At 45.0% G+C, this 22,952-nt stretch carries 17 protein-coding genes; 11 read left to right on the forward strand and 6 right to left on the reverse strand.

The genetic code is table 11. From position 1 onward, the window contains the following. Window positions 1-2: 2 nt before the first annotated feature. Window positions 3-1,679 (reverse strand): urea ABC transporter permease subunit UrtB, encoded by a 1,677-nt coding sequence (urtB, locus tag L3V23_RS07775; RefSeq protein WP_237292163.1) that lies wholly within the window; start codon window positions 1,677-1,679, stop codon window positions 3-5. A 148-nt stretch (window positions 1,680-1,827) separates the two neighbouring features. Beyond that, entirely contained in the window at window positions 1,828-3,102 is a 1,275-nt protein-coding gene (gene urtA / locus L3V23_RS07780; RefSeq protein WP_042483021.1) for an urea ABC transporter substrate-binding protein, read from the reverse strand. A 274-nt stretch (window positions 3,103-3,376) separates the two neighbouring features. Between urtA and L3V23_RS07785 the strand changes: the two genes are divergently transcribed. Further along, a complete protein-coding gene (locus L3V23_RS07785) occupies window positions 3,377-6,724 on the forward strand; it encodes an ATP-binding protein (RefSeq protein ID WP_180980261.1) in 3,348 nt (1,115 codons plus the stop codon). Beyond that, window positions 6,721-7,641 carry a DNA-binding response regulator gene (locus L3V23_RS07790; protein ID WP_102965286.1) on the forward strand — a complete coding sequence of 307 codons (921 nt, stop codon included), beginning with the start codon at window positions 6,721-6,723 and terminating at the stop codon, window positions 7,639-7,641. Before L3V23_RS07785 ends, L3V23_RS07790 begins: the two co-directional genes overlap by 4 nt. A gap of 62 nt (window positions 7,642-7,703) precedes the next feature. Here L3V23_RS07790 and L3V23_RS07795 read toward each other — a convergent pair whose 3' ends face one another. Beyond that, window positions 7,704-9,770: a peptidase U32 family protein gene (locus L3V23_RS07795; protein ID WP_180980267.1), complete on the reverse strand. Its 2,067-nt coding sequence runs from the start codon at window positions 9,768-9,770 to the stop codon at window positions 7,704-7,706. Window positions 9,771-10,058: 288 nt separating this feature from the next. On the opposite strand from L3V23_RS07795, the gene L3V23_RS07800 reads away from it, so the two are divergent. From L3V23_RS07800 to L3V23_RS07830, 7 genes are all read left to right on the forward strand, one after another. Further along, entirely contained in the window at window positions 10,059-10,616 is a 558-nt protein-coding gene (locus L3V23_RS07800) for a DUF1439 domain-containing protein (RefSeq protein ID WP_042483011.1), read from the forward strand. Window positions 10,617-10,689: 73 nt separating this feature from the next. Beyond that, window positions 10,690-12,168, forward strand: a complete 1,479-nt coding sequence (locus L3V23_RS07805; protein ID WP_102962554.1) for a GGDEF domain-containing phosphodiesterase — start codon at window positions 10,690-10,692, stop codon at window positions 12,166-12,168. A gap of 277 nt (window positions 12,169-12,445) precedes the next feature. Next, window positions 12,446-14,092 (forward strand): methyl-accepting chemotaxis protein, encoded by a 1,647-nt coding sequence (locus tag L3V23_RS07810; protein WP_102965284.1) that lies wholly within the window; start codon window positions 12,446-12,448, stop codon window positions 14,090-14,092. Window positions 14,093-14,323: 231 nt separating this feature from the next. Continuing rightward, a complete protein-coding gene (locus tag L3V23_RS07815; protein ID WP_042483004.1) occupies window positions 14,324-15,970 on the forward strand; it encodes a methyl-accepting chemotaxis protein in 1,647 nt (548 codons plus the stop codon). A 180-nt stretch (window positions 15,971-16,150) separates the two neighbouring features. After that, on the forward strand, window positions 16,151-17,287 hold the full coding sequence (chrA, locus tag L3V23_RS07820; RefSeq protein ID WP_102965283.1) for a chromate efflux transporter: 1,137 nt from the start codon (window positions 16,151-16,153) through the stop codon (window positions 17,285-17,287). A gap of 53 nt (window positions 17,288-17,340) precedes the next feature. Further along, a complete protein-coding gene (locus L3V23_RS07825) occupies window positions 17,341-18,054 on the forward strand; it encodes an AraC family transcriptional regulator (RefSeq protein WP_102965282.1) in 714 nt (237 codons plus the stop codon). A 99-nt stretch (window positions 18,055-18,153) separates the two neighbouring features. Beyond that, a complete protein-coding gene (locus L3V23_RS07830) occupies window positions 18,154-19,089 on the forward strand; it encodes an EamA family transporter (protein ID WP_102954815.1) in 936 nt (311 codons plus the stop codon). Here L3V23_RS07830 and L3V23_RS07835 read toward each other — a convergent pair. After that, window positions 19,007-20,443, reverse strand: coding sequence for a PLP-dependent aminotransferase family protein (locus tag L3V23_RS07835; RefSeq protein ID WP_102965281.1), 1,437 nt, complete (start codon window positions 20,441-20,443; stop codon window positions 19,007-19,009). The genes L3V23_RS07830 and L3V23_RS07835 overlap by 83 nt on opposite strands. Window positions 20,444-20,543: 100 nt before the next feature. Between L3V23_RS07835 and L3V23_RS07840 the strand changes: the two genes are divergently transcribed. Continuing rightward, complete coding sequence (locus L3V23_RS07840) at window positions 20,544-21,449, forward strand: EamA family transporter (RefSeq protein ID WP_102965280.1); 906 nt, start codon at window positions 20,544-20,546, stop codon at window positions 21,447-21,449. 110 nt (window positions 21,450-21,559) lie between these two features. After that, complete coding sequence (locus L3V23_RS07845) at window positions 21,560-21,874, forward strand: hypothetical protein (protein WP_102965279.1); 315 nt, start codon at window positions 21,560-21,562, stop codon at window positions 21,872-21,874. Window positions 21,875-21,940: 66 nt separating this feature from the next. On the opposite strand, the gene L3V23_RS07850 is transcribed toward L3V23_RS07845, so the two are convergent. Both L3V23_RS07850 and L3V23_RS07855 read right to left on the reverse strand, forming a co-directional pair. Then, window positions 21,941-22,294 (reverse strand): group 1 truncated hemoglobin, encoded by a 354-nt coding sequence (locus L3V23_RS07850; protein WP_219725501.1) that lies wholly within the window; start codon window positions 22,292-22,294, stop codon window positions 21,941-21,943. 14 nt (window positions 22,295-22,308) lie between these two features. Further along, window positions 22,309-22,869, reverse strand: a complete 561-nt coding sequence (locus L3V23_RS07855; protein ID WP_237292164.1) for a hypothetical protein — start codon at window positions 22,867-22,869, stop codon at window positions 22,309-22,311. Window positions 22,870-22,952: the final 83 nt, after the last annotated feature.

Consider the following 22,952-nt stretch of genomic DNA (forward strand, 5'->3'; position numbering starts at 1 on the left):
GATTATCCCTCCGCAGAACGCCCTTTCTGAGGGAATAATCCTCGGGGCTTTTTCTGAATAAATAGAATGATGAACACCAGCACTAGGATTTTCGCCAGAACGGCGCCAGCCCAAGGTTCAAGGACTTTGTTTGCCACGCCTAGTGACATACCCGCGACCAGCGTTCCCCACAAGTTGCCCACACCGCCGAATACCACCACCATGAAAGAGTCGATGATGTAAGCCTGACCTAAGTTCGGTCCTACGTTGGTTAGCTGACTTAACGCAACGCCCGCAATGCCCGCAATGCCGGAACCTAATCCGAAGGTCATGGCGTCCACCCATTCAGAGCGAACCCCCATCGCACGTGCCATACTGCGGTTTTGCGAAACCGCGCGAACCTCAATACCCAAGCGGGTGTAGTTCAAAATCAGGTACAAAAGTGCAAACACAATTAGGCAGAAAACAATGATGTATAAGCGATTTAACGTCAGGCTAAGCAAAGGGTTAATTTCAATCACACCTTGCATAAATTCCGGTGTTGAAACCGATCGGTTTAGCGGAGAGAACACTGTGCGAACCGCTTGTTGCAGAATCAGGCTGATACCGAATGTTGCTAACAGTGTTTCTAATGGTCGACCATACAAAAAGCGAATCACGCAACGTTCAATCAGTACACCAGCAACTGCTGACACAACAAACGCTAAGGGGATAGAGATAAATACAGATAAACCGATGTGTTCTGGCATTAAGGTTTGAACCACATAAGTGGTGTACGCGCCCAACATGATGAGTTCGCCGTGTGCCATGTTGATGACACCCATAACACCAAAGGTAATCGCAAGACCAATCGCCGCCAACACCAATACAGAACCAAGACTTAAACCGAAAAACAGGGTTTGCGTCATGTCCGCCACTTTCTCACGTTGTTCAATGCTGCTTAACGCGATACGCGCAGCACTAATGAGTGCACTCTCAGGGTTCTCACCAATAAACTGATTAAGCGCATTTCGAGCCGTTGGTTGGTAGCTGGGTTTGAGGGTATCAATCGCTTGAGCAAGGACATTGTCATCGCTACTGTTTTTCAAAACATAGATAGCCAGCGCCGTGGTTCCTAAGTCGTTCACTTTGGAATCTGACTCTTTCACTAAGTGATCTTTGAGGAGTTGATAACTCTCTTCATCCATCGAACCCATTAACTGGTTAATCGCGTCAATACGCTGGTCCGAGTTAGGATGAGAGATGCTTAACGCGGCGATTGCCGATTTTAATTTGCCACGCAAACTGTTGTTGATACCGATTTTTTTAATCGCTCGGGAACTTACTGTCGATTGAGAATTTGCCGTCGATGTATCGCCATCATTGGTCGAAAGAAGTGGCTGAATAGTGACGTCACTGCCCTCTTTGGCTTTAATGACGACCAATGTTGAGCTTGATTTCTCTACATATAAATCGCCATTCAGCAGCAGACTCAATACGTCAGCCGCTCGCTCGTCGCCACTTTGTAAGATGCTATCCACACCCGATTCGATTTGATTGAATTTGAGTGTTGAAATCGCTTGTAAGCCTTCATCGAATGAAGCGCTCGTCTCGGCTTGCGCCGAAGAAGTCACACATAAGGCTGTCACCCCAAGCAACCACACCAGAGCTATTCGTCTGGTATCGCGTACTATGGAATACATTCGCTTAATTAAGACCATGAGTAACCCTTTCTGACTCGGCTATTAGCCCAGCCTCTAAAATCCATTTCTTGCTTTATCAAGCAGAGGATAAGTGGGGCTTTCGCACCCACTTATTTCGTTGCGTCTGGCTAATTTCGTAAAACAGCAGGAAGGTCTGTGTTACGAATTAGAAGTTCTGACCAGAACATTTACCTGTTTTAACGTTGTAGTTACCGCAGCTAAGTGGCGCGCGCCAATCTGAAATCAGGTCTTTAGAACCCGGTAAGAAATCAGACCATGCATCGCCCGCAACCAAACCAGCCGTTTCCCATACAGTTTGGAACTGACCGTCATCTTGAATTTCGCCAATCAGAACAGGTTTAGTGATGTGGTGGTTAGGCATCATGGTTGAGTAACCGCCTGAAAGGTTAGGAACAGACGTACCAATGAGCGCGTTTTGCACGGCTGCTGGATCTGTTGTGCCTGCCGCTTCAACCGCTTTCACCCACATGTTGAAACCGATGTAAGTCGCTTCCATTGGGTCGTTCGTGGTGCGTTTGTCGTCTTTAGTGAATTTGTGCCACGCTTCGATAAACTCTTCGTTCGCTTGTGAATCCACGCTTTCGAAGTAGTTCCACGCGGCTAAGTGACCGACAAGTGGAGCTGTGTCCATGCCGGATAGTTCTTCTTCACCCACAGAGAAAGCAACCACTGGAATTTGGTCTGCAGTTACGCCTTGGTTACCCAACTCCTTATAGAAAGGTACGTTTGCATCGCCATTGACGGTAGAAACAACCGCTGTTTTCTTGCCCGCTGAACCGAATTTCTTAATATCAGAAACAATAGACTGCCAATCAGAGTGGCCGAAAGGCGTGTAGTTGATCATGATGTCTGATTCCGCCACACCTTTATCTTTCAAATAGGCTTCAAGGATTTTGTTGGTAGTGCGTGGGTAAACATAGTCCGTACCTGCAAGAACCCAACGTTTCACACCTTGATCCATCAGGTAATCAACTGCTGGAATTGCCTGTTGGTTTGGCGCAGCGCCTGTGTAGAACACGTTTTTCGAAGACTCTTCACCTTCGTATTGAACTGGGTAGAACAGAATGCTGTTCAACTCTTCAAATACTGGCAGTACAGATTTACGAGATACTGAAGTCCAGCAACCGAATACTGCTGATACTTTGTCTTTTGAAATCAATTCGCGCGCTTTTTCTGCAAATAGAGGCCAGTTAGACGCTGGGTCAACAACCACAGGCTCTAGCTTTTTACCAAGCAGACCACCCTTTTTGTTTTGCTCTTCAATCAGCATCAACATTGTATCTTTCAGTGTGGTTTCACTGATTGCCATAGTGCCAGACAATGAGTGCAACACTCCGACTTTAATCGTGTCTGCTGCTAGTGCATGTGCACTGAGTAGTGACGCCGCCAGTACTGCCGTGGAGAGGAATTTCCGTTTCATTTTTCATCTTCCCTTGATTAATAAATGGTTCAAACTTACACCCCCAATGACAGACATCAGTTACAGACATCAGAAGCAAGCTCCGGAAAAGTATCGGTGAGATAGAGAGTTAGCGGTATGCGCGTATTGCGCACTTTGTCTACGTCAAACTACGCATATTAGATTTGAACAAATCGAGCTATACTCGCGCGAGCGACCTATAAAATGAAATGGTTGAAATTTCCAGACTTGCAAGGAGTGTAAGTCACCGCTTTAAGGATGAAGAGACAATGAGATGCAGAAGGTTCCGATAACGCGCAGGCGTTATAACACACTGGTTGGCAACGAATTACTGGAAGATTTTGCACTGCGTTTTACCGCCAAACGTGCCAGGAAGTGGTCCGCAGGCTGGATAGCCAATACCGCTTTGGGCATCGTTTCGTTTCTGGTTCTTGAAGCCATCGGTGGCACTATCACTCTCAACTACGGCGTTATCAACTCACTTTGGGCGATAGTCGGTGTTTCTCTGGTGGTCATTTTAAGTGGCATACCTATCTGCTATTACGCCGCCAAATATGGTGTTGATGCCGACCTACTTAGCCGAGGTGCTGGGTTTGGCTATATTGGCTCGACCATAGTGTCGCTCATCTACGCTTCGTTCACCTTTATCTTTTTTGCCCTCGAAGCCGCCATTATGTCGATGGCGATAGAACTGCTGTTTGGTATTCCGCTGTTTTGGGGATACATCATCAGCGCCGTGATTGTGATTCCTCTGGTTGCTTTGGGTATTTCCAATATCGGACGATTTCAGATGTGGTCGCAGCCGCTTTGGCTAGCAATGCAGATCATTCCACTGTTCTTCGTTTTCTCTCATCCAGACAGTCAAATTGACCAATGGCTCTCTTACGGTGGCTTAGTTGGACACAGCCCTGAGTTTGACTGGATGTTGTTTGGTGCAGCCTCGGCAGTACTGCTTTCGGTTGTGGCGCAAATTGGTGAACAAGTCGATTTTCTGCGCTTTCTTCCCGCACAAACTCCATCAACTAAATTGCGTTGGTGGGCTGCGATGCTGATTGGTGGACCCGGTTGGATGTTGTTTGGCGCGTTGAAAATCGCACTGGGAAGTTTCTTAGCGTGGCTTGCTATCAGTCACGGTATTGCGCCAGATCTGGCCGGCGACCCAGCTCATATGTATGTAAATGTGTTCGGTTATATGACGGATAACACCAAACTTGCCCTTATTTGCGCCGGTTTGTTTGTCATCATTTCCCAGCTGAAAATTAACGTTGCCAATGCCTATGCGGGCTCTCTGGCTTGGTCTAACTTCTTTTCACGTTTAACCCATCACCACCCCGGTCGCGTGGTATGGATGATTTTCAACGTATTGATTGCACTGCTGCTAATGGAACTTGGCGTCTATCAACTCATTGAGCAAACTTTGCAAATCTACTCGGTTCTGGTGCTCTCTTGGATTGGTAGCATAGTGGCTGACTTAGCCATCAACAAACCGCTCGGTCTTAGCCCCAAACACATCGAATTTAAACGCTCAAAGCTTTACGACATAAACCCTGTGGGCTTGGGTTCAATGATCATTGCATCCCTGTTTGGATTCGCGGCCCACTTTGGCGTATTTAATGATGTGATCAAAGCCTTCGCCTCATATCTTGCGTTCATATTGCCTTTTATGACTGCGCCATTAATTGCACTCGCGACACGCAGTCGCTACTACTTAGTCCACGACGAAATCATTGTTCACCATGGACATCAAGAACATGAGTGTGTGGTTTGCCAGCACACATTCGAGGAAGAAGATATGGCGATGTGCCCTGCCTATCAAGGTCACATCTGCTCACTTTGCTGCTCTCTCGATGTTCGTTGCCATGATAAGTGCCGCCCACAAGCCACCTTTCACGCACAGGTTAAACACGCATTAAAGCCTTATTTACCGCTCGCTTGGATCAACAAACTCTCCTCTTCTATCAGCCAATTTTTTATGGTGATGGTATTAATGAGCCTTACGATTGGCGCGATTCTGGCACTGGCTTACAGTCAGGTTCCGAGCTTAGATCCAACCAAGATGAATGCGCTCTCTATCAGTCTGTTTAAAGCGTTCGCCCTGTTGCTCATCCCAATAGGTATTATCAGTTGGCTATTTGTCTTGGCTAGAAGCAGCAGCAGCCTCGCTATGAAAGAGCTTCAGGCACACACCAATTTGCTTTCTGATGAAATTACCGCGCACGAAAAAACCTCTCTGGAGCTTGAACGGGCAAAGAAAAAAGCAGAAAACGCCAACGATGCGAAAAGTCGTTATCTGGCGGGGCTGAGCCATGAACTGAGAACACCACTCAACGTGCTGCTCGGCTACGCCCAACTGCTCAGCAAGGACAAAGAGTTAACCCCGAAAAAGCGCCAATATGCGGAAACACTGGAACGAAACGGCAAGCATCTGGGTGATTTACTGGAAAGTCTGTTAGAGATTTCGAAAATTGAAGCGGGGCGATTAGAGCTGCATCGGGACTCATTTAACCTGCATTCTTTATTGCAACAACTGGTTGAAATGTTCCGCATGCAGGCAGAGCAAAAGCAGCTTACCTTCCACTACAGTTGTGCTGGACATTTACCTGTGTTTATCAGTGCTGATAAGCAAAGACTAAGGCAGATCCTTATCAATATGCTCAATAATGCGGTGAAATACACAGAATCTGGGCATGTACATTTCTCAGTGACGTATCGAAACCAAGTCGCACGCTTCACTGTTGAGGACACGGGTATTGGTATTTCACAAGATGAGCAGCAACTGATATTCCGCCCTTTTGAGCGCATTCAATCTGACCACACCAAACATATCAGCGGCACAGGGTTGGGATTAACCATCTCTAATGCATTGGCCGACTTGATGGGTGGTGAAATTGAATGTGTCAGCGAAAAAGGCAAAGGCAGCACCTTTACCTTGAAAATGTTGCTGTCAGAGGTGAATGACTATCTGAATGAGCCTGAATTAACTAACCTTGATGTCACTGGCTATAAAGGACCGAAGAAAACCATTCTGGTGGTAGATGACATTGATGATCAGCGTACGCTTATCAGCAATATTCTGAGACCACTTGGATTTAACGTCCTTCAAGCCAACTCCGCACAAGCGGCATTGGAACTGGCAGAAAGCAAAGCGATCGACCTTTTCATGCTGGATATCTTTATGCCACAAGTGAACGGCTGGCAATTGGCGATTAAATTGCGTCAAAAGCACTACTATCAGCCTATACTCATGCTCTCAGCCAATATTCAGGAGTTAGAAACCAACAATCAGCTATACAGTTATCACAATGGCTATCTGACCAAGCCGGTTTCGCTGTCACTCCTGCTTGGAAAATTGAGCCAGTTGTTGGGCATTGAGTGGGTCTATCAAGCCGATGAAAAAGAGAGTCATCAAGAAATAGCTGACTTCTACCCGAATCATTCCGAGCTTTATAAGCTGAAAAGCTTTGCCGAGATCGGGTTTATGTCCGCATTCAGTGACATGCTCGACCATTTAGAAAGCAACGGTCACCAAGGCACAAAATTTATCAGCACCATGCGAGAAGAGGCGCACCATTGCCGCTTCGCAAACATCGTCGAACATATTAATGGATTAATAGATTCATGAACGGTTTCTCAGCAAAAAACATCATCGTATTAGTCGTCGATGACTCTCCTGAATCATTGGGAATGTTAAATGCAACTCTCAATGAAGCAGGCCTTACCGTACTGGTCGCACTGGACGGTCATCAGGCGCTATCGATAGTGGAAAAAATCCAGCCAGACGTCATCTTGCTTGACGCCGTTATGCCCGTATTGGACGGCTTCGATACCTGCTTGAAGTTAAAGGAACGCTTGCCAGCGATTCCTATCATTTTTATGACGGGGTTAAATGACTCCAAACACGTCATCAAAGGGTTTGAAGCAGGCGGAGTTGATTACATCACTAAACCAGTGGTTCCGGCTGAAGTGCTCGCTCGTATTCGCGTTCACAGCCATAACGCACGCATGGCAAAATCGGCTCAAGCGGCACTCGATTATGCGGGACAATTTATATTCTGTGTCTCAAAAAACGGTGATTTGGAATGGGCAACACCCCATGCTCAGGAGCTGTTATGCGATATTAGTCGTCGCTCGGACAGCACGCAGGACATTGCGCATACTTGGTCACAAATCCAAACCGACATCGCTCTATGGCTCAACAGTGGTGATACTTCTGCACCATTGTCCATTACTCAGTTTGACTCGCCTCTCGAAGCAACCTTTGCTGGCAATGACAGCAATACGCATGTTCTGATTCGAGTCAACGTTCCTAAACAAGCAGGAAGCGAAGATGACCTACGCGAAGTGTTTAACATCACCAAGCGCGAATCTCAGGTTCTCTATTGGCTCTCTTTCGGCAAAACAAACTGGGAGATTGCGCAGATACTCGATATGAGCCCGCGCACGGTGAACAAACATCTTGAGCAGATTTATAAGAAGCTGGAAGTCGATAACCGCACGTCAGCGGTGAGTATGTCGATACGGGTATTGGAAAAGTCGTAGCACCAAAAGAAATGGGCAAACTGCTACAAGTTTGCCCTTCTCTTTTAACCGACTAAACGACGTTATTTCAAACCTTTTAAATACTGCTTGTTTGTTGTCCCTATAATGTTTGATGACAACGTTTGCTGCGCTGCTTCATTCCCCTCCAAGGCTTGCTTAAACAGCTCAATCAACTCTGCTTTACCTACCGCCAATTTGGTATGAGTTGGGATATCTCGTAAATCAATCATCATGTCAGTAAACAGATTCGGCACTTCAGCTAATAGATCCAAGTTTAGGAAATTCTCGTTACCATATAGGCAATTGTGATTGCCGCGCTGCTTGTGAATGATATGAGACTGTTCTTTTAAGCTGATGATTGATGCGGTTTTCTCACAGCGTTTCATACAGCCTTTATTCATACTCTGCTTCTTACAGCCGATGCTTTGAATGAGCAGACACTGTCTGCTGGTCATCAAATGAATCGGATGATAGAGGCTGTAAAACAATCTAAAGCCTTCAGGTCTGACTAATCGCTTCATCTGGTTAGCGCTTAGCTCATTGGAGATAAACGCTCCATGACCTTTCAGCTCTTGCTCAATACACTGTAAGGAAAGCGAGTTAGTGATATTAAGTTGAGGTCCAGCTATCCAAGCTAAACCCAGGCTTTGCGCGATTTCAGCAACACCAAGGTTATTGGTAACCAACCATTTCGGTTTGATGTGTTCAAGCAGTCGACACGCAGCTTGATAATGCTCACCAATTAATATCGCAGGAAAATAAGGGATAAGGGTTGGATAGCGAGTAAACACATCCAAGACTTCTTGGTACTGAAGTTCTAGCGCATCCGGTATTTGATAGAAAAACTCTGTTTCGCTGGCTTGTTCAATTAAATCTAAATCACTGGCCTTGTCGATCAGTACCGAAAGCTTCGTAGTACTGTTTAACTTTGCGTTAGCATCGAACTTAGGTAGTGGAATATTCGCGATAAAGCCGCTTCCTTTCAGGCTCCGCTTAGCATTGGCAGTAATTGGCATTGCCTGAGTAATCGCGTCGACCTTACGAATAACATCGGTGTTGCGATCATAAATAAAATTCTTAGCATCTTGTAAGGACACATCCGGCTTAACTGGCTGACTTACCTGTGAAGTCACTGAAGTAACGTTCGCTGCGGCAAATTCTTTATATGCCAAGCCTTTAGAGGTAACATTTTTAGAAGCAAAATGAGCCGCCGCGAAATTTCTCGGATTATCAATGTACATATCGCGATGGATATCGCCTTTGAGATAGCCATTGGTAAAGTCACGATTGAAAACCGTATAAAGCTCAGACATATCGCTGAGCATCTCGCCCGTTTGACAGTAATGGTCAATTTGTTTGCGCCAATTATCAACCACAGTGTAAACATAATGTGACTTCTTAATTCGCCCTTCCACTTTCAGCGAATAGACGCCTGCACGAGCCAGTGCATCCATATCTTCAAAAGCAGAGTTGTCTTTAAGGTTGAGCGGGTAATTGTTGCCAGCGTGAGTGGTTTGGTACTGATCACGACAAGGCTGACTGCAACGTCCACGGTTACCGGATGCACCGTTTAGTGCCGAGCTGAAATAACACAGACCTGAGAAACCGATGCAATAAGAGCCATGCACAAAGACTTCCATAGATACATTGTGCTCTCGACCATATTGCGCCAAATGGGTGATTTCATCGATATTCAGCTCTCGGGATAAATTCACACGGCTAGAGCCGAGTTTGCTCAGCAGCTTAATTTGCCCTTCATTGTGAGTGTTCATCTGCGTCGACGCATGCATATCCAAGCGAGGGAAGTAGTGTTTGATGAGAAATGCTAGACCTAGGTCCTGAACGATAACGCCATCGACTTCAGTCTCGTTAAGCTGAGTCAACAAGCGAATAATGGATGGAATTTCACTTTCAAGCAGAACAATGTTGAGGGTGAGAAAGATCTTACAGCTGTGTTGATGAGCAAGTTCAATGACACCCTCAAGGACATCAAGCGTAATATTGGTTGCTCGATTACGTGCATTAAATCTATCCAGTCCGCAGTAAACTGCGTCTGCACCAGCTGCAATTGCTGCTTTGATCGAATCTAAATCGCCTCCGGGGGCGAGTAGTTCAAACTGCTCTTTTATAAAACCCAAACCGCACTACTCTCTCAGCCAATATGAGCAGAGAATTATAGCGACCTTGATCACAATTCCTTTGATGTGGCTCAGGTCACCATCAAGTTTGTACAACTCGTTCATAACTGTTGAATTTATTAAAGGTAACAGCTTGACACTATCGGCAAACAAGACTTTGCTCTTATGATGACCAAAACAGTATGATGCAGAATCAGAAAACGCCCATATTGTTGTACAAAATGATTCGCTATGATGTCCCATAGCTATCTTTATCGTGCATAAAAAGAGCCCAAGTCCATGATCAAAAAAGCATTAAAATCACTTCTTTTACCTTTAGCCGCTCTAACATTTGCTGGTTGTGCAAGTTATAGCGTGACAGAGCAGGATATGACTAAGTATCTGCATGATAACGTCAGTTTCGAACAATCTGTTGGGGTTCAAAATGTTATGCATGCTTTTGTTTCTATTCACGATCTCGATGTGAATATTGGCCGGGCCGACGCAGACCGCGTGTCTGTGCTTGCAAACACCACCGCCAAAGTACAAATCTGGAACCAACCAGAGAAGAAACTGGAATTGGATTTAGAGTTCAGCGCAGTCCCAGAATATGACAAAGAGACAGGCGAAATATTCTTGAAATCTCTGCGTCTAGACCGCTTTGATGAAGAAGGCCAACTGTTGACGCCTGAAATTAAGCAGCTACTGAAACCAGCCGTTTCAATGATCGGCACAGCATTATCACAGTATCCGGTATACAAACTGGACAGCAGTAAAGTTGAGCAGGCATTATTGAAATCAGCTGAGCCAAATCTTGTTATCAAAGATAATAAGTTAGTTATTGAACTCTTTGACTAGACAAACCGTAAGCATTCATGGTGTGCTAGACATACTTTATTACAAGTATAAACAACCCCAGGAGAGAGGGAATATGAACAGTACAGTCACTTCAGCGGTAAAGGTTGCCGCTACGTATGCTCTGTTCGCTACCTTATGGATTCTTTTCTCCGATCTTGCGGTAGAAACCCTTTTACCCAATTCTCAAATGCGTGCTGTCGCTCAGACATACAAAGGTTTAGCTTTTGTTGTTATCACCGCAGGTTTACTGCTTGCTATGGTACTGAAGGGCAACAATGCCTTAGAAAAAGCCAACGATATGGATAGCCTGACGGGCTTGCACAGTATGACGATGTTCGTCCGTACGTTGAACCTGACCATCAGACAGCTCAAACCCAATGAGCAGCTCATTCTTGGCTACCTTGATATTGATGATTTCAAAAGAATTAATGATGCGATTGGTTTTGATAAAGCCGATGCTTTTCTGCAAGATTTGGCCCAAGCACTAAATCAAGCTTTATTACCCGGATCATTTGCTTCTCGCTTGCATGCGGATCAGTTTGCCAGCTTTGCCAAGATCACAGGCGAATATGATATGGACGAACACATGCAAGATATCCAACGTCTGTATAACCGTCTTTCCAAAGATTACGGAATTGAGTCGACATGCTGCATCAGCATTGCTCTTTATCCTCAAGATGGCAGCACCGCCAAAGAGCTGATGGTTTCTGCAACAGAAGCGCTTAATGTTGCAAAAGAGAAAAAGAACGCGATCCAGTACCACGATAAGACCCTGACCGAAAAGGCGTTACAACGCCGTCAGATGATGTTGGATTTACGCAATGCCATCGACAATGACGTTCTCAGCGTTGTGTATCAACCCAAATACGATTTGAAAACGTTGAACGTTAATGGTGTAGAAGTATTAGTACGTTGGAATCATCCGTCTAAAGGGTTTATCGCTCCGGATGTGTTTATCCCACTCGCAGAAAAACATGGTTTAACGGGCGAAATATCAAAGTTGGTGATCAGCAAAGTGGCCAAAGAGTTGAGTTCAACAGACTTATTGGGTAGCAAAATTAAAACCATTGCCGTTAACGTATCGGCAGCTGAGTTCAACGACTCTGACGAAATGCACGAGTTGGTTCGATACATCCAAGCTCAGAAAGCCATTGCCCCATTCGTCAGCATAGAAATCACTGAAACCGCAACATTGGACAACCTAAATAACAGTGTTGAATTGATTTCATCACTCCAGAAATGTGGTATTGCGATTTCTATCGATGACTTTGGTACAGGTTATACGTCACTTGCCATGCTTAAAGATTTGACGGTCGATGAAATCAAAATCGACCGCAGCTATATTTCCGAAGTCGATAGCGATGACCGTTCCAAAACCATTGTCAGTGCCATCATTGCCATGACAAACAGCTTTGGTATTAATCTCGTCGCCGAAGGTGTGGAAACAGAAACTCAACTAAAAATCCTGCAAGAAATGGGCTGTCAACAAGCTCAAGGATATTACTTAGGTAGACCCATGCCACTGCAGCAATTGGTTGAACACCTCGCCTAAGCGAACCATCTTAGCGTCCCAACACCTCACTTGCTGACAACTGGCAGGTGTCGTCATATCGAGACTTGAAAGCTAAATTTCCTGCCTTCTGGCTGACTGTCACAATACCAAATCAATTTTCGTTGCTGTGCATAGCAGTTCTTCCGTTTTAGCCTAAGCTATTCATTAATACATAAACTTTTTTATTAGTTACACCTCTTAGCCAGCCATTCTTTTAGCTGGCATTTAATGAGCCTCAAACGCTGTCTAACATCAAAATACGGAAGGTATTCACTCAATGTTAATTGATAAACTCACGCTAAAAAGCAGATTGATTATTACAGTGGCAATCCCCTGCTTGGCATTGATATTTGTAGGTTTGGCAAGCCTGAACGCCATGTCGGTAATGGCCAGTAAAACCCAAGAAATGTACCTTAATACTGCGGCACCTATGCGAGCAGTAGCCGAAGCCGCTTCCCGTATACCAAGGATGCGTGTCGGTATAGATATGATGCTGCTTCAAGAAACGAGCCTACGGGATGCGAAAGGGGTAAAAACTCGTGTTAAAGAAACTCGAGAAGAAGATATTCCAGAAATGCGCGATGCGCTTAATCTTGCAGTGAGCACTCAAGTAAACCCAGAGCTAAAAGCGCAAGTGCAACGCTTGCTTAATGATTTTGAAAAAATGGTCAGTACTGAGCTAAACCCACTTCTTGAAGCTCTTGATAAAGATGACACAGCAACCGCACAGAAAATATACAAAGAGAAATACGCGGTGACCTACGGCACGATGCGTAAAGATGCTAACACCTTATTGGAGACCTTGTTGGCACAAGCGGAATCACAAAATAAGCTGAGCCACGATAGCTATATCTCCGGCAGAACGACGCAGATTATCATCATTAGCGCAGGTCTTATCATCTCCTTTATCATCTCTTCTGCAATTGTTATGAGCTTACGCAAGAGAGTATCAACATTAAGAGATACCATTACGACTGCCGCACAAGACATGTCATTAAACACGAGAATCAAGTTGGATGGCAAAGATGAGCTGACAGAGATTGGCGACAGCTTTAACTTGTTTATGGAAAAAGTCCACAGTGCAATTAATCAGGTAGCAGAGAACTCTCGCCAACTGGCAGTAATGGCTCGAGATGTATCAGAGCGAGCTCGTCATACTCAAAGTAATTGCACATCTCAACGCGACCGAACAGTGCAAGTGGCAACGGCAATTCATGAACTAGGCGCAACAGTGAGTGAAATCGCGGCTAATGCTGCTCAGGCAGCAGATGCAGCAAATGAAGCGACTCACCAGTCGAGTGATGGTCAAAAAGTCGTTATGCAAGCAAGAGATCAAATTGGTGCTTTGTCCCTTGAGCTACAAAAAGCAACAAACGTCGTTGAATCGCTGGCTAAACAAGTGAACGACATCAGTTCAACCTTGGATACGATTCGTAACATTTCCGATCAAACTAACCTACTTGCGCTCAACGCAGCCATTGAGGCCGCGCGAGCTGGCGACCAAGGTCGAGGCTTTGCTGTGGTTGCTGATGAAGTCAGAACCTTGGCTAGTCGATCAGCTAATTCCACAGAAGAAATTCAGCAGGTGATCGATAAACTTCAATCAGAGTCCAAACGTGCGGTTGAAGCGATGCAGCAAGGTCGTGAACAAAGTGACCGAGTGGTTGAATATGCAGACAACGCCACCAGCGCCTTAGAGCAAATCAACAGCCACATAGACCAAATTAGCGGACAGAACATACAGGTGGCGACGGCAACGGAAGAGCAATCTACCGTGGTCGAAGACATTAACCGCAATGTTGAAGAAATTAACCATCTGACCACTGAAACAACCGATATTGCTATGCAACTAAATCAATCCAGTAATAGTCTGCAACAGCTCTCCTCTCAGTTGGACAAACTGGTCGGTAACTTCAAGCTCTAGCTTTTCCCTCGTACACCCCCTATGAACAAGTTTTTGAGTTCATAGGGGTCAACCCTGTTTCAATTAAACTCATTTAAATTTATGAAAATTCTATAATTCCTCGCAATCTCGACATGTTGTCTTGCAAAACTGTGTCCACATTCACATCCGATTAAAATTCCACCATTTTAATTATTGGCGACTTGGTAAAGTCCTTATCCATAACAGCAACAGACATGGATATTTAACGTTATGCTCATCAATAATTTCACCTTAAAAACCCGTTTGCTAATTACTGTAACCATCCCCTGCCTAGCATTAATTACTGTTGGCTTACAAAGCCTTAATTCAATGGATTCCATCGATAAGAAAACCGAAGCGATGTACTTAAACACAGCAGCACCAATGCGTGCTATGGCAGAAACGGCGTCTAGAATTCCAAGAATGCGTGTCGGAATAGATATGATGCTGCTACAGGAAACCGCCCTTCGTGATGCCAAAGGCATTGCTACACGCGTCAAAGAAGCAAGAACAGAAGACATTCCTGAAATGAGAGTGGCTTTGGATGACGCGGTTAAAGCTCAGTCCGATTTAGTGCTTAAAGAGCGTGTTCAAAAACTCGCAGATGCATTTGAGGTAGTAGTGAAAGACGAACTCAACCCAATGCTCGATGCTTTGGACAAAGGTGACCTGTCTAGCGCGCAACAAATCTACCGTGATAAATACGCTAAAAGTTACGGTGTAATGAGAAAAGAAGCCAATGTCATATTGGATACCTTGTTACAACAGGCAGAGGTACAAAATTCACTCAGTCACGAAACCTATACCTCGAACCGCAATACACTGATTGTGATCAGCATTATTGGCCTGCTGATTTCATTCATTATCTCGTCATCCATCGTGCTGAATCTTCGCAGACGAGTGACCTATCTGCGTGAAACCATGAATAACGCGGCACAGGATATGGCATTGAATACCCGAATCGAAGTCGAGGGCCGAGATGAGCTGACCCATATCGCGAACAGCTTCAACCAATTTATTGAGAAGGTACATACCTCAATGGTTCAAGTGGCAAGAAATTCACGTGATTTGGCCGAAATGGCTGGCAACGTCTCTGAACGTGCAGACCATACTCGTCATAACTGCACCTCGCAAAGAGATCGCACCGTTCAAGTATCTACTGCGATTCATCAGTTAGGTGCGACCGTTGATGAAATTGCTGCCAACGCCTCACAGGCTGCCGAAGCCGCTAACGAAGCAACGCATCAATCCAGCGATGGGCGTAATGTGGTCGGTCAGGCGCGTGAGCAAATTGGTGAACTGTCGAGAGAACTCGAAGAAGCGACAGAGATTGTTCAGTCACTGGCGAAACAAGTCGACGATATCAGCTTAACTTTGGACACTATTCGCAACATCTCTGATCAAACAAACTTACTGGCACTTAATGCGGCGATTGAAGCAGCGCGCGCCGGAGAACAAGGGCGCGGTTTCGCTGTTGTGGCCGACGAAGTTCGCACACTTGCCAGTCGCTCAGCGCAATCAACTGAAGAGATCCAAAACATCATCGATCGATTGCAGACTGAATCTCGCCGAGCAGTTAACGCTATGGATAAAGGACGAAATCAAAGTAACTTAGTTGTCGGCTTTGCCGATAATGCTACGACTTCTCTGGGGCAGATCAGCAGCCACATTGAGCATATCAACGCGCAAAATATTCAAGTTGCGACAGCCACTGAGGAACAATCGACCGTTGTTGTCGATATCAATCGAAATCTGGAAGAGATTAACCAACTGACTTCTGAAACCACAGATATTTCAGAACAACTCAATCAGTCCAGCACTCATTTGCAAAGACTCTCCACTGAGCTCGACAAGCTGGTAGGTAATTTCAAACTTTAAACAAGTAATCTTAAAATAAACCACTTCAAGCCATTACCGGACAAAGCGGAAGATGAACTTCTGACACATTCGGTAATGGCTTTTTACATTAAATAATTGTGAATTATTAACGAGATAGGTTGAAATTGGAGCTTGCTTTAGATATTCATGGCGCAACATCGATAAAGGAAGCTTATTTACATGCTCACTATCTTCAAAACCTTCTTCTGGTTAGGTTGGATTAGCTTCGGCGGCCCAGCGGCTCACATTGGTTATTTTCGCCAAACCTTCGTTGAAAAGCTTAAATGGTTAGACGACAACGAATATGCTCAGATAGTGGCACTCAGCCAATTTTTGCCCGGCCCAGGTTCTAGTCAGGTCGGCTTTTCAATTGGTTATAAACGCGGTGGTTTAGTCGGAGCCACAGCCGCATTCATCGGCTTCACTGCCCCTTCAATCATTCTGATGCTGGTTCTTGCTTTAGTAAGCAGTCAGATCACCGATACTGCTCTGTTCCACAACATCGTACACGGGCTTAAACTGCTTGCTGTGGTTGTGGTTGCCGATGCAACTTGGGGAATGTACAAGAACTTCTGCTCAACCAAACTCTCGGCAGGTTTAGCCCTTTTAACGGCAAGCATGCTGCTGGTTGTTCCAAGTATTACGACGCAACTATTGGTATTAATTTTGGCGGCGGTTATCGGCACAATCTACATCAAAGGTGACATAGCCAAAGCACAAAGTTCATTTAAACCCAGTTATGTGCCGTTACTGTTGTTTGTTGCCATTTTGATTGGCACTTCTGTGCTATCGAGTCATCCAAGCGTTCAGTTGTTCGGTGATTTCTTCCAAGCGGGTAGCTTAGTGTTTGGTGGCGGACATGTCGTTCTACCTTTGCTGCAAAACCTTGTAGGCGATCAGCTTAGTCAAGATACGTTTCTAACGGGTTACGCGGCAGCTCAGGCAGTACCGGGGCCGATGTTCACTTTCGCGACGTACTTAGGTTACGCTTTGATGCCAAATGCTCCAGTTTTAGGTGCATTGTTAGCGACTATAGCGGTGTTCCTCCCCGGTTTCTTACTGCTGTTAGCGGTGTTGAAGAACTGGCATGCACTGGCAGATAACCCCACCATTTCAGGTGCGCTGAACGGCGTAAATGCTTCCGTCGTTGGTTTACTGGCCGCAGCATTATACCAACCGGTATTCACCAGCGCGGTGTTTAATGCAACCGACATTGCCTTGGTATTGGTTGGCTTCTATCTGCTTAAGCAGCTTAAGTTACCCATCGTTGTATGTGTCGCATTCTTCATTGTTGCAGGGGCAGCTTTAGGGATATAGTGTCTTCACGTTTTTGCTAGGGTCAGATGATCGTTAATATCGAAAATTGATGAATGCTTAATTCCAACTCTCTCTCAATTCGCTCATACAGCCGTCAAAAGAACGGGCATAGCCACCATTTTCATCAGTTGGTTTTGCCTGTTCGTGGTGTCATTAACATTGAAGTTGAAGCATTCAAAGGGGCAGTAAGGCCCGGAGAGTGTGTTGTTGTTCGTGCAAACGAAATGCATTATTTCGCGGCAGAAACAGAAGCGCGTTTTGTTGTGGCCGATCTCGAACATCTGCCTCCGCACATTTTAGATTCTGACACTATCGTCTTTTCAATCAGCCCACCTTTAATGCACTACTTGAGCTTCATAGAAGAGCAACTCAAGTATCAAGTGAATACAGAAATTGAACAACTGATGTTAACCACTATCTCGCTTTTGCTTAGTGAACAACAAATACTTAAGCAGTTCGACTATAGGATCAGAAAAGTTCAAGAATATATCGAAACCCATCTTGCCCAGCCGCTTTCGATTACTCAACTGGCGGCAATTGCTTTTTTAAGTCCAACCCAGTTAAAAAAGCTGTTCAAAGAGCAAACGGCTTTAACGGTGACCCAATACATTACTCACAAGCGAATGGAAAAAGCACAAGCGTTGCTTATCCATACTGACTACCCTATTCAAATCGTCGCGGAATCTGTGGGCTATGCCGACCACAGTGCTTTTAGCCGCCGTTTTTCGCAACATTTTGGTCTTCCTCCCTCAAAGCTAACCCGTTAACTCCGTCTTTACTGCCAAAACAAGCGTCCAATCTGCACAAACTAACTAAGAAAATACGCATACCATTTCACTCGTATCAAGTACGTTAATGGAGTGGCTATGTTGAAGAGTAATACCAATATCAGCGGAATATTCGCCGTTGTATTAGCGAGTGTGTTCTGGGGAACAACCGGAACCGCCGCCAGTTTTGCGCCAGATATTAGCCCTCTTGCCATCGGCGCATCAGCCATGGGTGGCGGTGGCTTATTGCTGCTGATTAATGCCCGAAAAAAGCTGACCAAAGATATCGCCACACTGGTAAGAAACTACAAGCTTCTGTTATGTGGCGGCGCAGCCGTGGCTGTCTATCCTCTTGCTTTTTATTCATCTATGCGTTTTTCAGGCGTGGCGATTGGGACATTAATCTCTATTTCCAGCGCCCCTTTCTTTTCTGTCCTTCTTGAGCGTCTAATCAGCAAAAAATCAATATCACTACACTGGGTGATTTCTTTTATTGTGGGTGCAATAGGAATCGTGTTACTCACGTTAGGTAAACAAGACAGCTCATACTCTGCCGAGGCCTCTCTGCTGCACTTAATCGGTATAGGGCTGGGACTTATCGCCGCGTTAACTTACGCTACGTATTCATGGGCGGCTCGTGGCATGATTGAACGAGGAGTGAGTTCTCAATCAGCGATGGCGAGTATGTTTGGTTTGGCTGCCACACTATTGCTGCCGTCATTGTGGGTGACTGGTGACAACCTTTTTGCCGATGCAAAGCATACGGCTGTGGTGATCTATATGGCAACCGTACCTATGTTTTTAGGCTATCTGCTGTTTGGCCATGCACTAAAACAATTGGAAGCCAGCACAGCTACATTGATCACTCAGCTAGAACCTGCTGTTGCCACTTTGTTTGCCGTCAGTTTAGTCGGAGAAAGATTCACTCTTATTGGCTGGTATGGCTTAGCGTTTATTGTTGTTTGCTTGTTGCTGCAAGTTGTTCCGTTTCCAACATCGCGACTTGCAAAGAATCCTGCGGCAGACAGTTATTAATCAGCTCAATAAGCTTACTCAGTAAGCGCTCAATTTCGTTGTTCAGAGCAAACCCAATATTAATCCGAACACAATCATCGTAGCGTTGCGATTCGGTAAATACGCTGCCAACCCGTATATCCATATTGGATTTAATCGCCTCGACATTGAGTTTATCTGAACTTAAACCAGCGACCTGAAGCCAAAGTACCAGACCACCATCAGGTTGAGTAATGCGGCTGTTTTGCGGCAAATGCTGTACTAAGAAACGGGTGTAATCTTGCTTGTTGATCGCCAACTGCTGTCTGGTGCGCTTAAGATGGCGGCTGTAAGCGCCCGTTTGAATGAAATCGGCTATCGCAGTTTGAATAAGCGTGGGTACGCCTTCGTACTGTTGAGTATATTTTGCAACGAACTTACCTGGTCGGCACCAACCCAAACGGTAACTTGGTGAAAGAGTCTTAGAGAAAGAGCCACACCAAATCACGTAACCACTTTCATCATAATAAGCCGTCGGCAAATGCAATTTATCCGAATGATTCAGTTCGAAATACACGTCATCTTCAATCACAGGAATTTGATACTGGCTTGCGAGCAGACTTAAGCGCTTTTTCTGTTTAGCCGACATGGTAATGCCTTGAGGATTCATGTGCGTGGTACAAAACAGCCCCGCTTGCGCTTGCTTGTTTTGAAACAGTCGTTCCAGAGCATCGAGATCGATGCCATCTTCTACAGATGGAATCTCAATGATTTTTAAACCCAAGTTAGCAAGTAGCTCCAACAACCCGTTAAAGCACGGAGAGCTGACTGCAACGGTATCGCCAGCCTTAACACAGATCTGCAATGCTGTTTTTACTGCATCCATACATCCATGAGTAATCACCAGTTCATCCGGACGCAATGCAAATCCCAACTGGCTGAAGTGAGAGCTTAAAGCATCCCGCAGAACAGGTTCACCCTGTTTATTTGGATACTGTGTCAATCTGGAAGGCGATTGCGTCATGACGCGGCGAAAACTCTTATCCAACGCGCGTTGCGCTGTGACATCCAACTCAATGCAAGCGATGCCTAGTGGCCCCGATTTAACTTGAGGTTTTATGCGTGGCCTAACATTAGTCGCAAGCTGAGTCGCAAATCTCTGCCAAGATGGAGTCGCCACAACCGGCGTTTGTGAACAGATAAAGAAACCCGACTGAGGACGAGCTTCGAGCCACCCTCTTTGTTCTAGGTCTTGATAGCAACTTACCGCCGTCGAAACACTCACACCATGCTGTTTGGCAAACAAACGTAGTGAAAGCATACGGTCACCATGCTTAAGTTTGGTGGACTGAATATCTTCAATGATCTTCTCTGCTAACTGTTTGTATTTCTGCATAGCGATAAATTGTACTGATTAAATTTTAAAAAATTGTATCTGTACTGGTTTAGTAACTCAAGTAATACTCTGACCATATTGTGAACACTAGGAGTTTATTGTGCAGGGAAAACATTTATTACTCGTTATTGGGGTTATGGTCATTTGGGGCGTGAATTTTTCCGCTATCAAACTCGGTGTAAACCAACTCGATCCTTTTTTGATTGCGGCTGCTCGATTCATACTAGCGACTTTCCCTATCATCTTTTTTGTGAAAAAGCCTAACGTCCCAATTAAATACTTAATGGCTTACGGTTTAGTCTTCGGCACAGGTATTTGGGGTATGGCGTATTGCTCGATTGCTTTTGGGCTTTCATCGGGAATGGCCTCGGTTCTGCTGCAACTGGACGTTTTAACCAGTATCGCAGTAGGTGCTTTGCTTTATAAAGAAGTGATCACCAAACAAATGTGGTTTGGGATTCTCGCGGCACTGGTTGGTTTAACTCTGTCGATTATCTATACCAATGGCAACATCACCTTGCTGGGTTTTGTCTTCATTCTTATTGCTGCCATTTGCTGGCCAATGATGGGAGTGATTATCCGCCATTCAGGAACCAAAGCGCCATTCGCCTTTAATATCTGGGGAATGTTGTTTGCCCCTATTCCGCTTGTTCTACTGAGCATTGCTATTAATGGAGTGGCAGGCCTTATCACCACTTACGAACAGTGGAATGGCAGCGCGTGGTTTTCGGTATTGTTTCAAGCCTACCCGACCACCCTATTCGGTTACTGGGTTTGGAACAAAATGGTACTCAGCTATCCAATGTCGAAGCTTGCACCGCTAACCCTGTTAACCAGTGTGTTTGCCTTGTTGAGCGGATATCTGTTCTTTGGTGAAACGCTCTCCACCGTTCAGTGGATTTCGTGCACGCTATTTTTAGCAGGTATTGTTGCTGTGATCTATCCGAGCAAAGAGAAGCCGAACATCAGCATTGGGAAATCTAAATATCGGCGTATTCCTACTTAATAGTGACATGGTTTATCTGTATACTTGGCGGCTGTTTATCACTCGTGCAGCCAAGTTTCAGAGCTTGCCTAGTGGTAAGAAAACCAGATTAACCAAATGCGGAGAACTTGATGACTGAGCAAAATGTTGGGCAGATTCTCAAAGCCTTCAACAGTATTGAAGCCAAAATTGAACAACAAAACAGTGCTTTAAGAGAGCTCAACCTGAAAGTAAAAACGCTGGAAAGCCAAAACAAACAATTGGCACAAATGATCAACAAGCTTCAGACACCAGCGGCGCCAAAAACCGATGTCGAACAGGTAGCGCTAACCAAACAGTTTCAGGCTAACGTTGCGAAAAGCTTGGATTCGATTGAAGACAAATCGAAGAAAGCGATAGAACTGATTAAAGCGAACTCGGGCGGTAAAAAGCGCGCTTGGCCGTAAATATAGATTGGGTTGAAGAAGGGTGAGGGTCAAAGTGGCCACCTATCTATAACCCTCATTTACGACTCAAACCAAGATAATATCTGAACGCATACTATAAAGAATAAACAAAACCTCTTCCTGCTCTCGCTGACCTATACCATTTTTCTGTAGCGCTTCTAGAGCATCATCAAGAACGGCCATGAATTCAACGGCAGAAATGTTCATCCCTTTATGAGCCGCTAGCATATCGGCACCTTTATAGACATTTGGCCCTCCACTACCAGTAATAAAAAATTCCGAAACAGTTTTCTTGAGTTTATTCACATCTGACTTAGCGAAACGATTTGAGATAGAACGGTTACTAAGATGTAAGTCCACTATATCACTAGATATTTTGGTTATGGCCTCACTGCCACCTAATCTTTCAAATAACGACATACTCATACCTCTTTCTACTTGTTCTTAATTGGAACCATAATGTGTGCGTAAGGTGTATCTTTCCACATTACATAAGGTCCTCCGTTATAAGGGTCTTCACTCAAGTCCTTGAGCAAGTATTTGGGTACAGCGATCATAAGATGTGGTCCTTCTTTAACCCACACATCCCCATTGTTGGGATCTGTTGCCATAGGGTTTGCATTGCTCACATTTGCATCCCCCTGCAACATGTAAGAAATTCCCATTGAACTAGTTACAAAAGGCTTTCCTTCCGACGCAGACTTTAAGAAATCTTGCCATACAGAATCTACGCACATAGGATGCAAATCGCCTGGCATAAGTGGAATTCCCGGATAACATACCCAGTCAGATGTACCCTCCCTTAATACGGTACCATCTACAGCCAATATTGTTGCAGTTGAACTAATATCTGATGGGGCTGCACTCTCAGCTCTTTTTAGCAGCTCATTGTTAGCCATTTGCGCTGACGAACAACCAAATAAAATGCTCATCGTAGCTATTAAACATAATTGAAAGAATCTCATATAACCTCCCGTTTCTTTCATCTGTCCCATCAAACATAGCCTCTAGAATCATTCTTTATGATGAGATTTTCATGAGAATTCGGTGTGATAATAATTATTTCTACTATTATCAA

Source organism: Vibrio sp. A1-b2 (assembly GCF_021726015.1).
Taxonomy (GTDB): domain Bacteria; phylum Pseudomonadota; class Gammaproteobacteria; order Enterobacterales; family Vibrionaceae; genus Vibrio; species Vibrio diazotrophicus.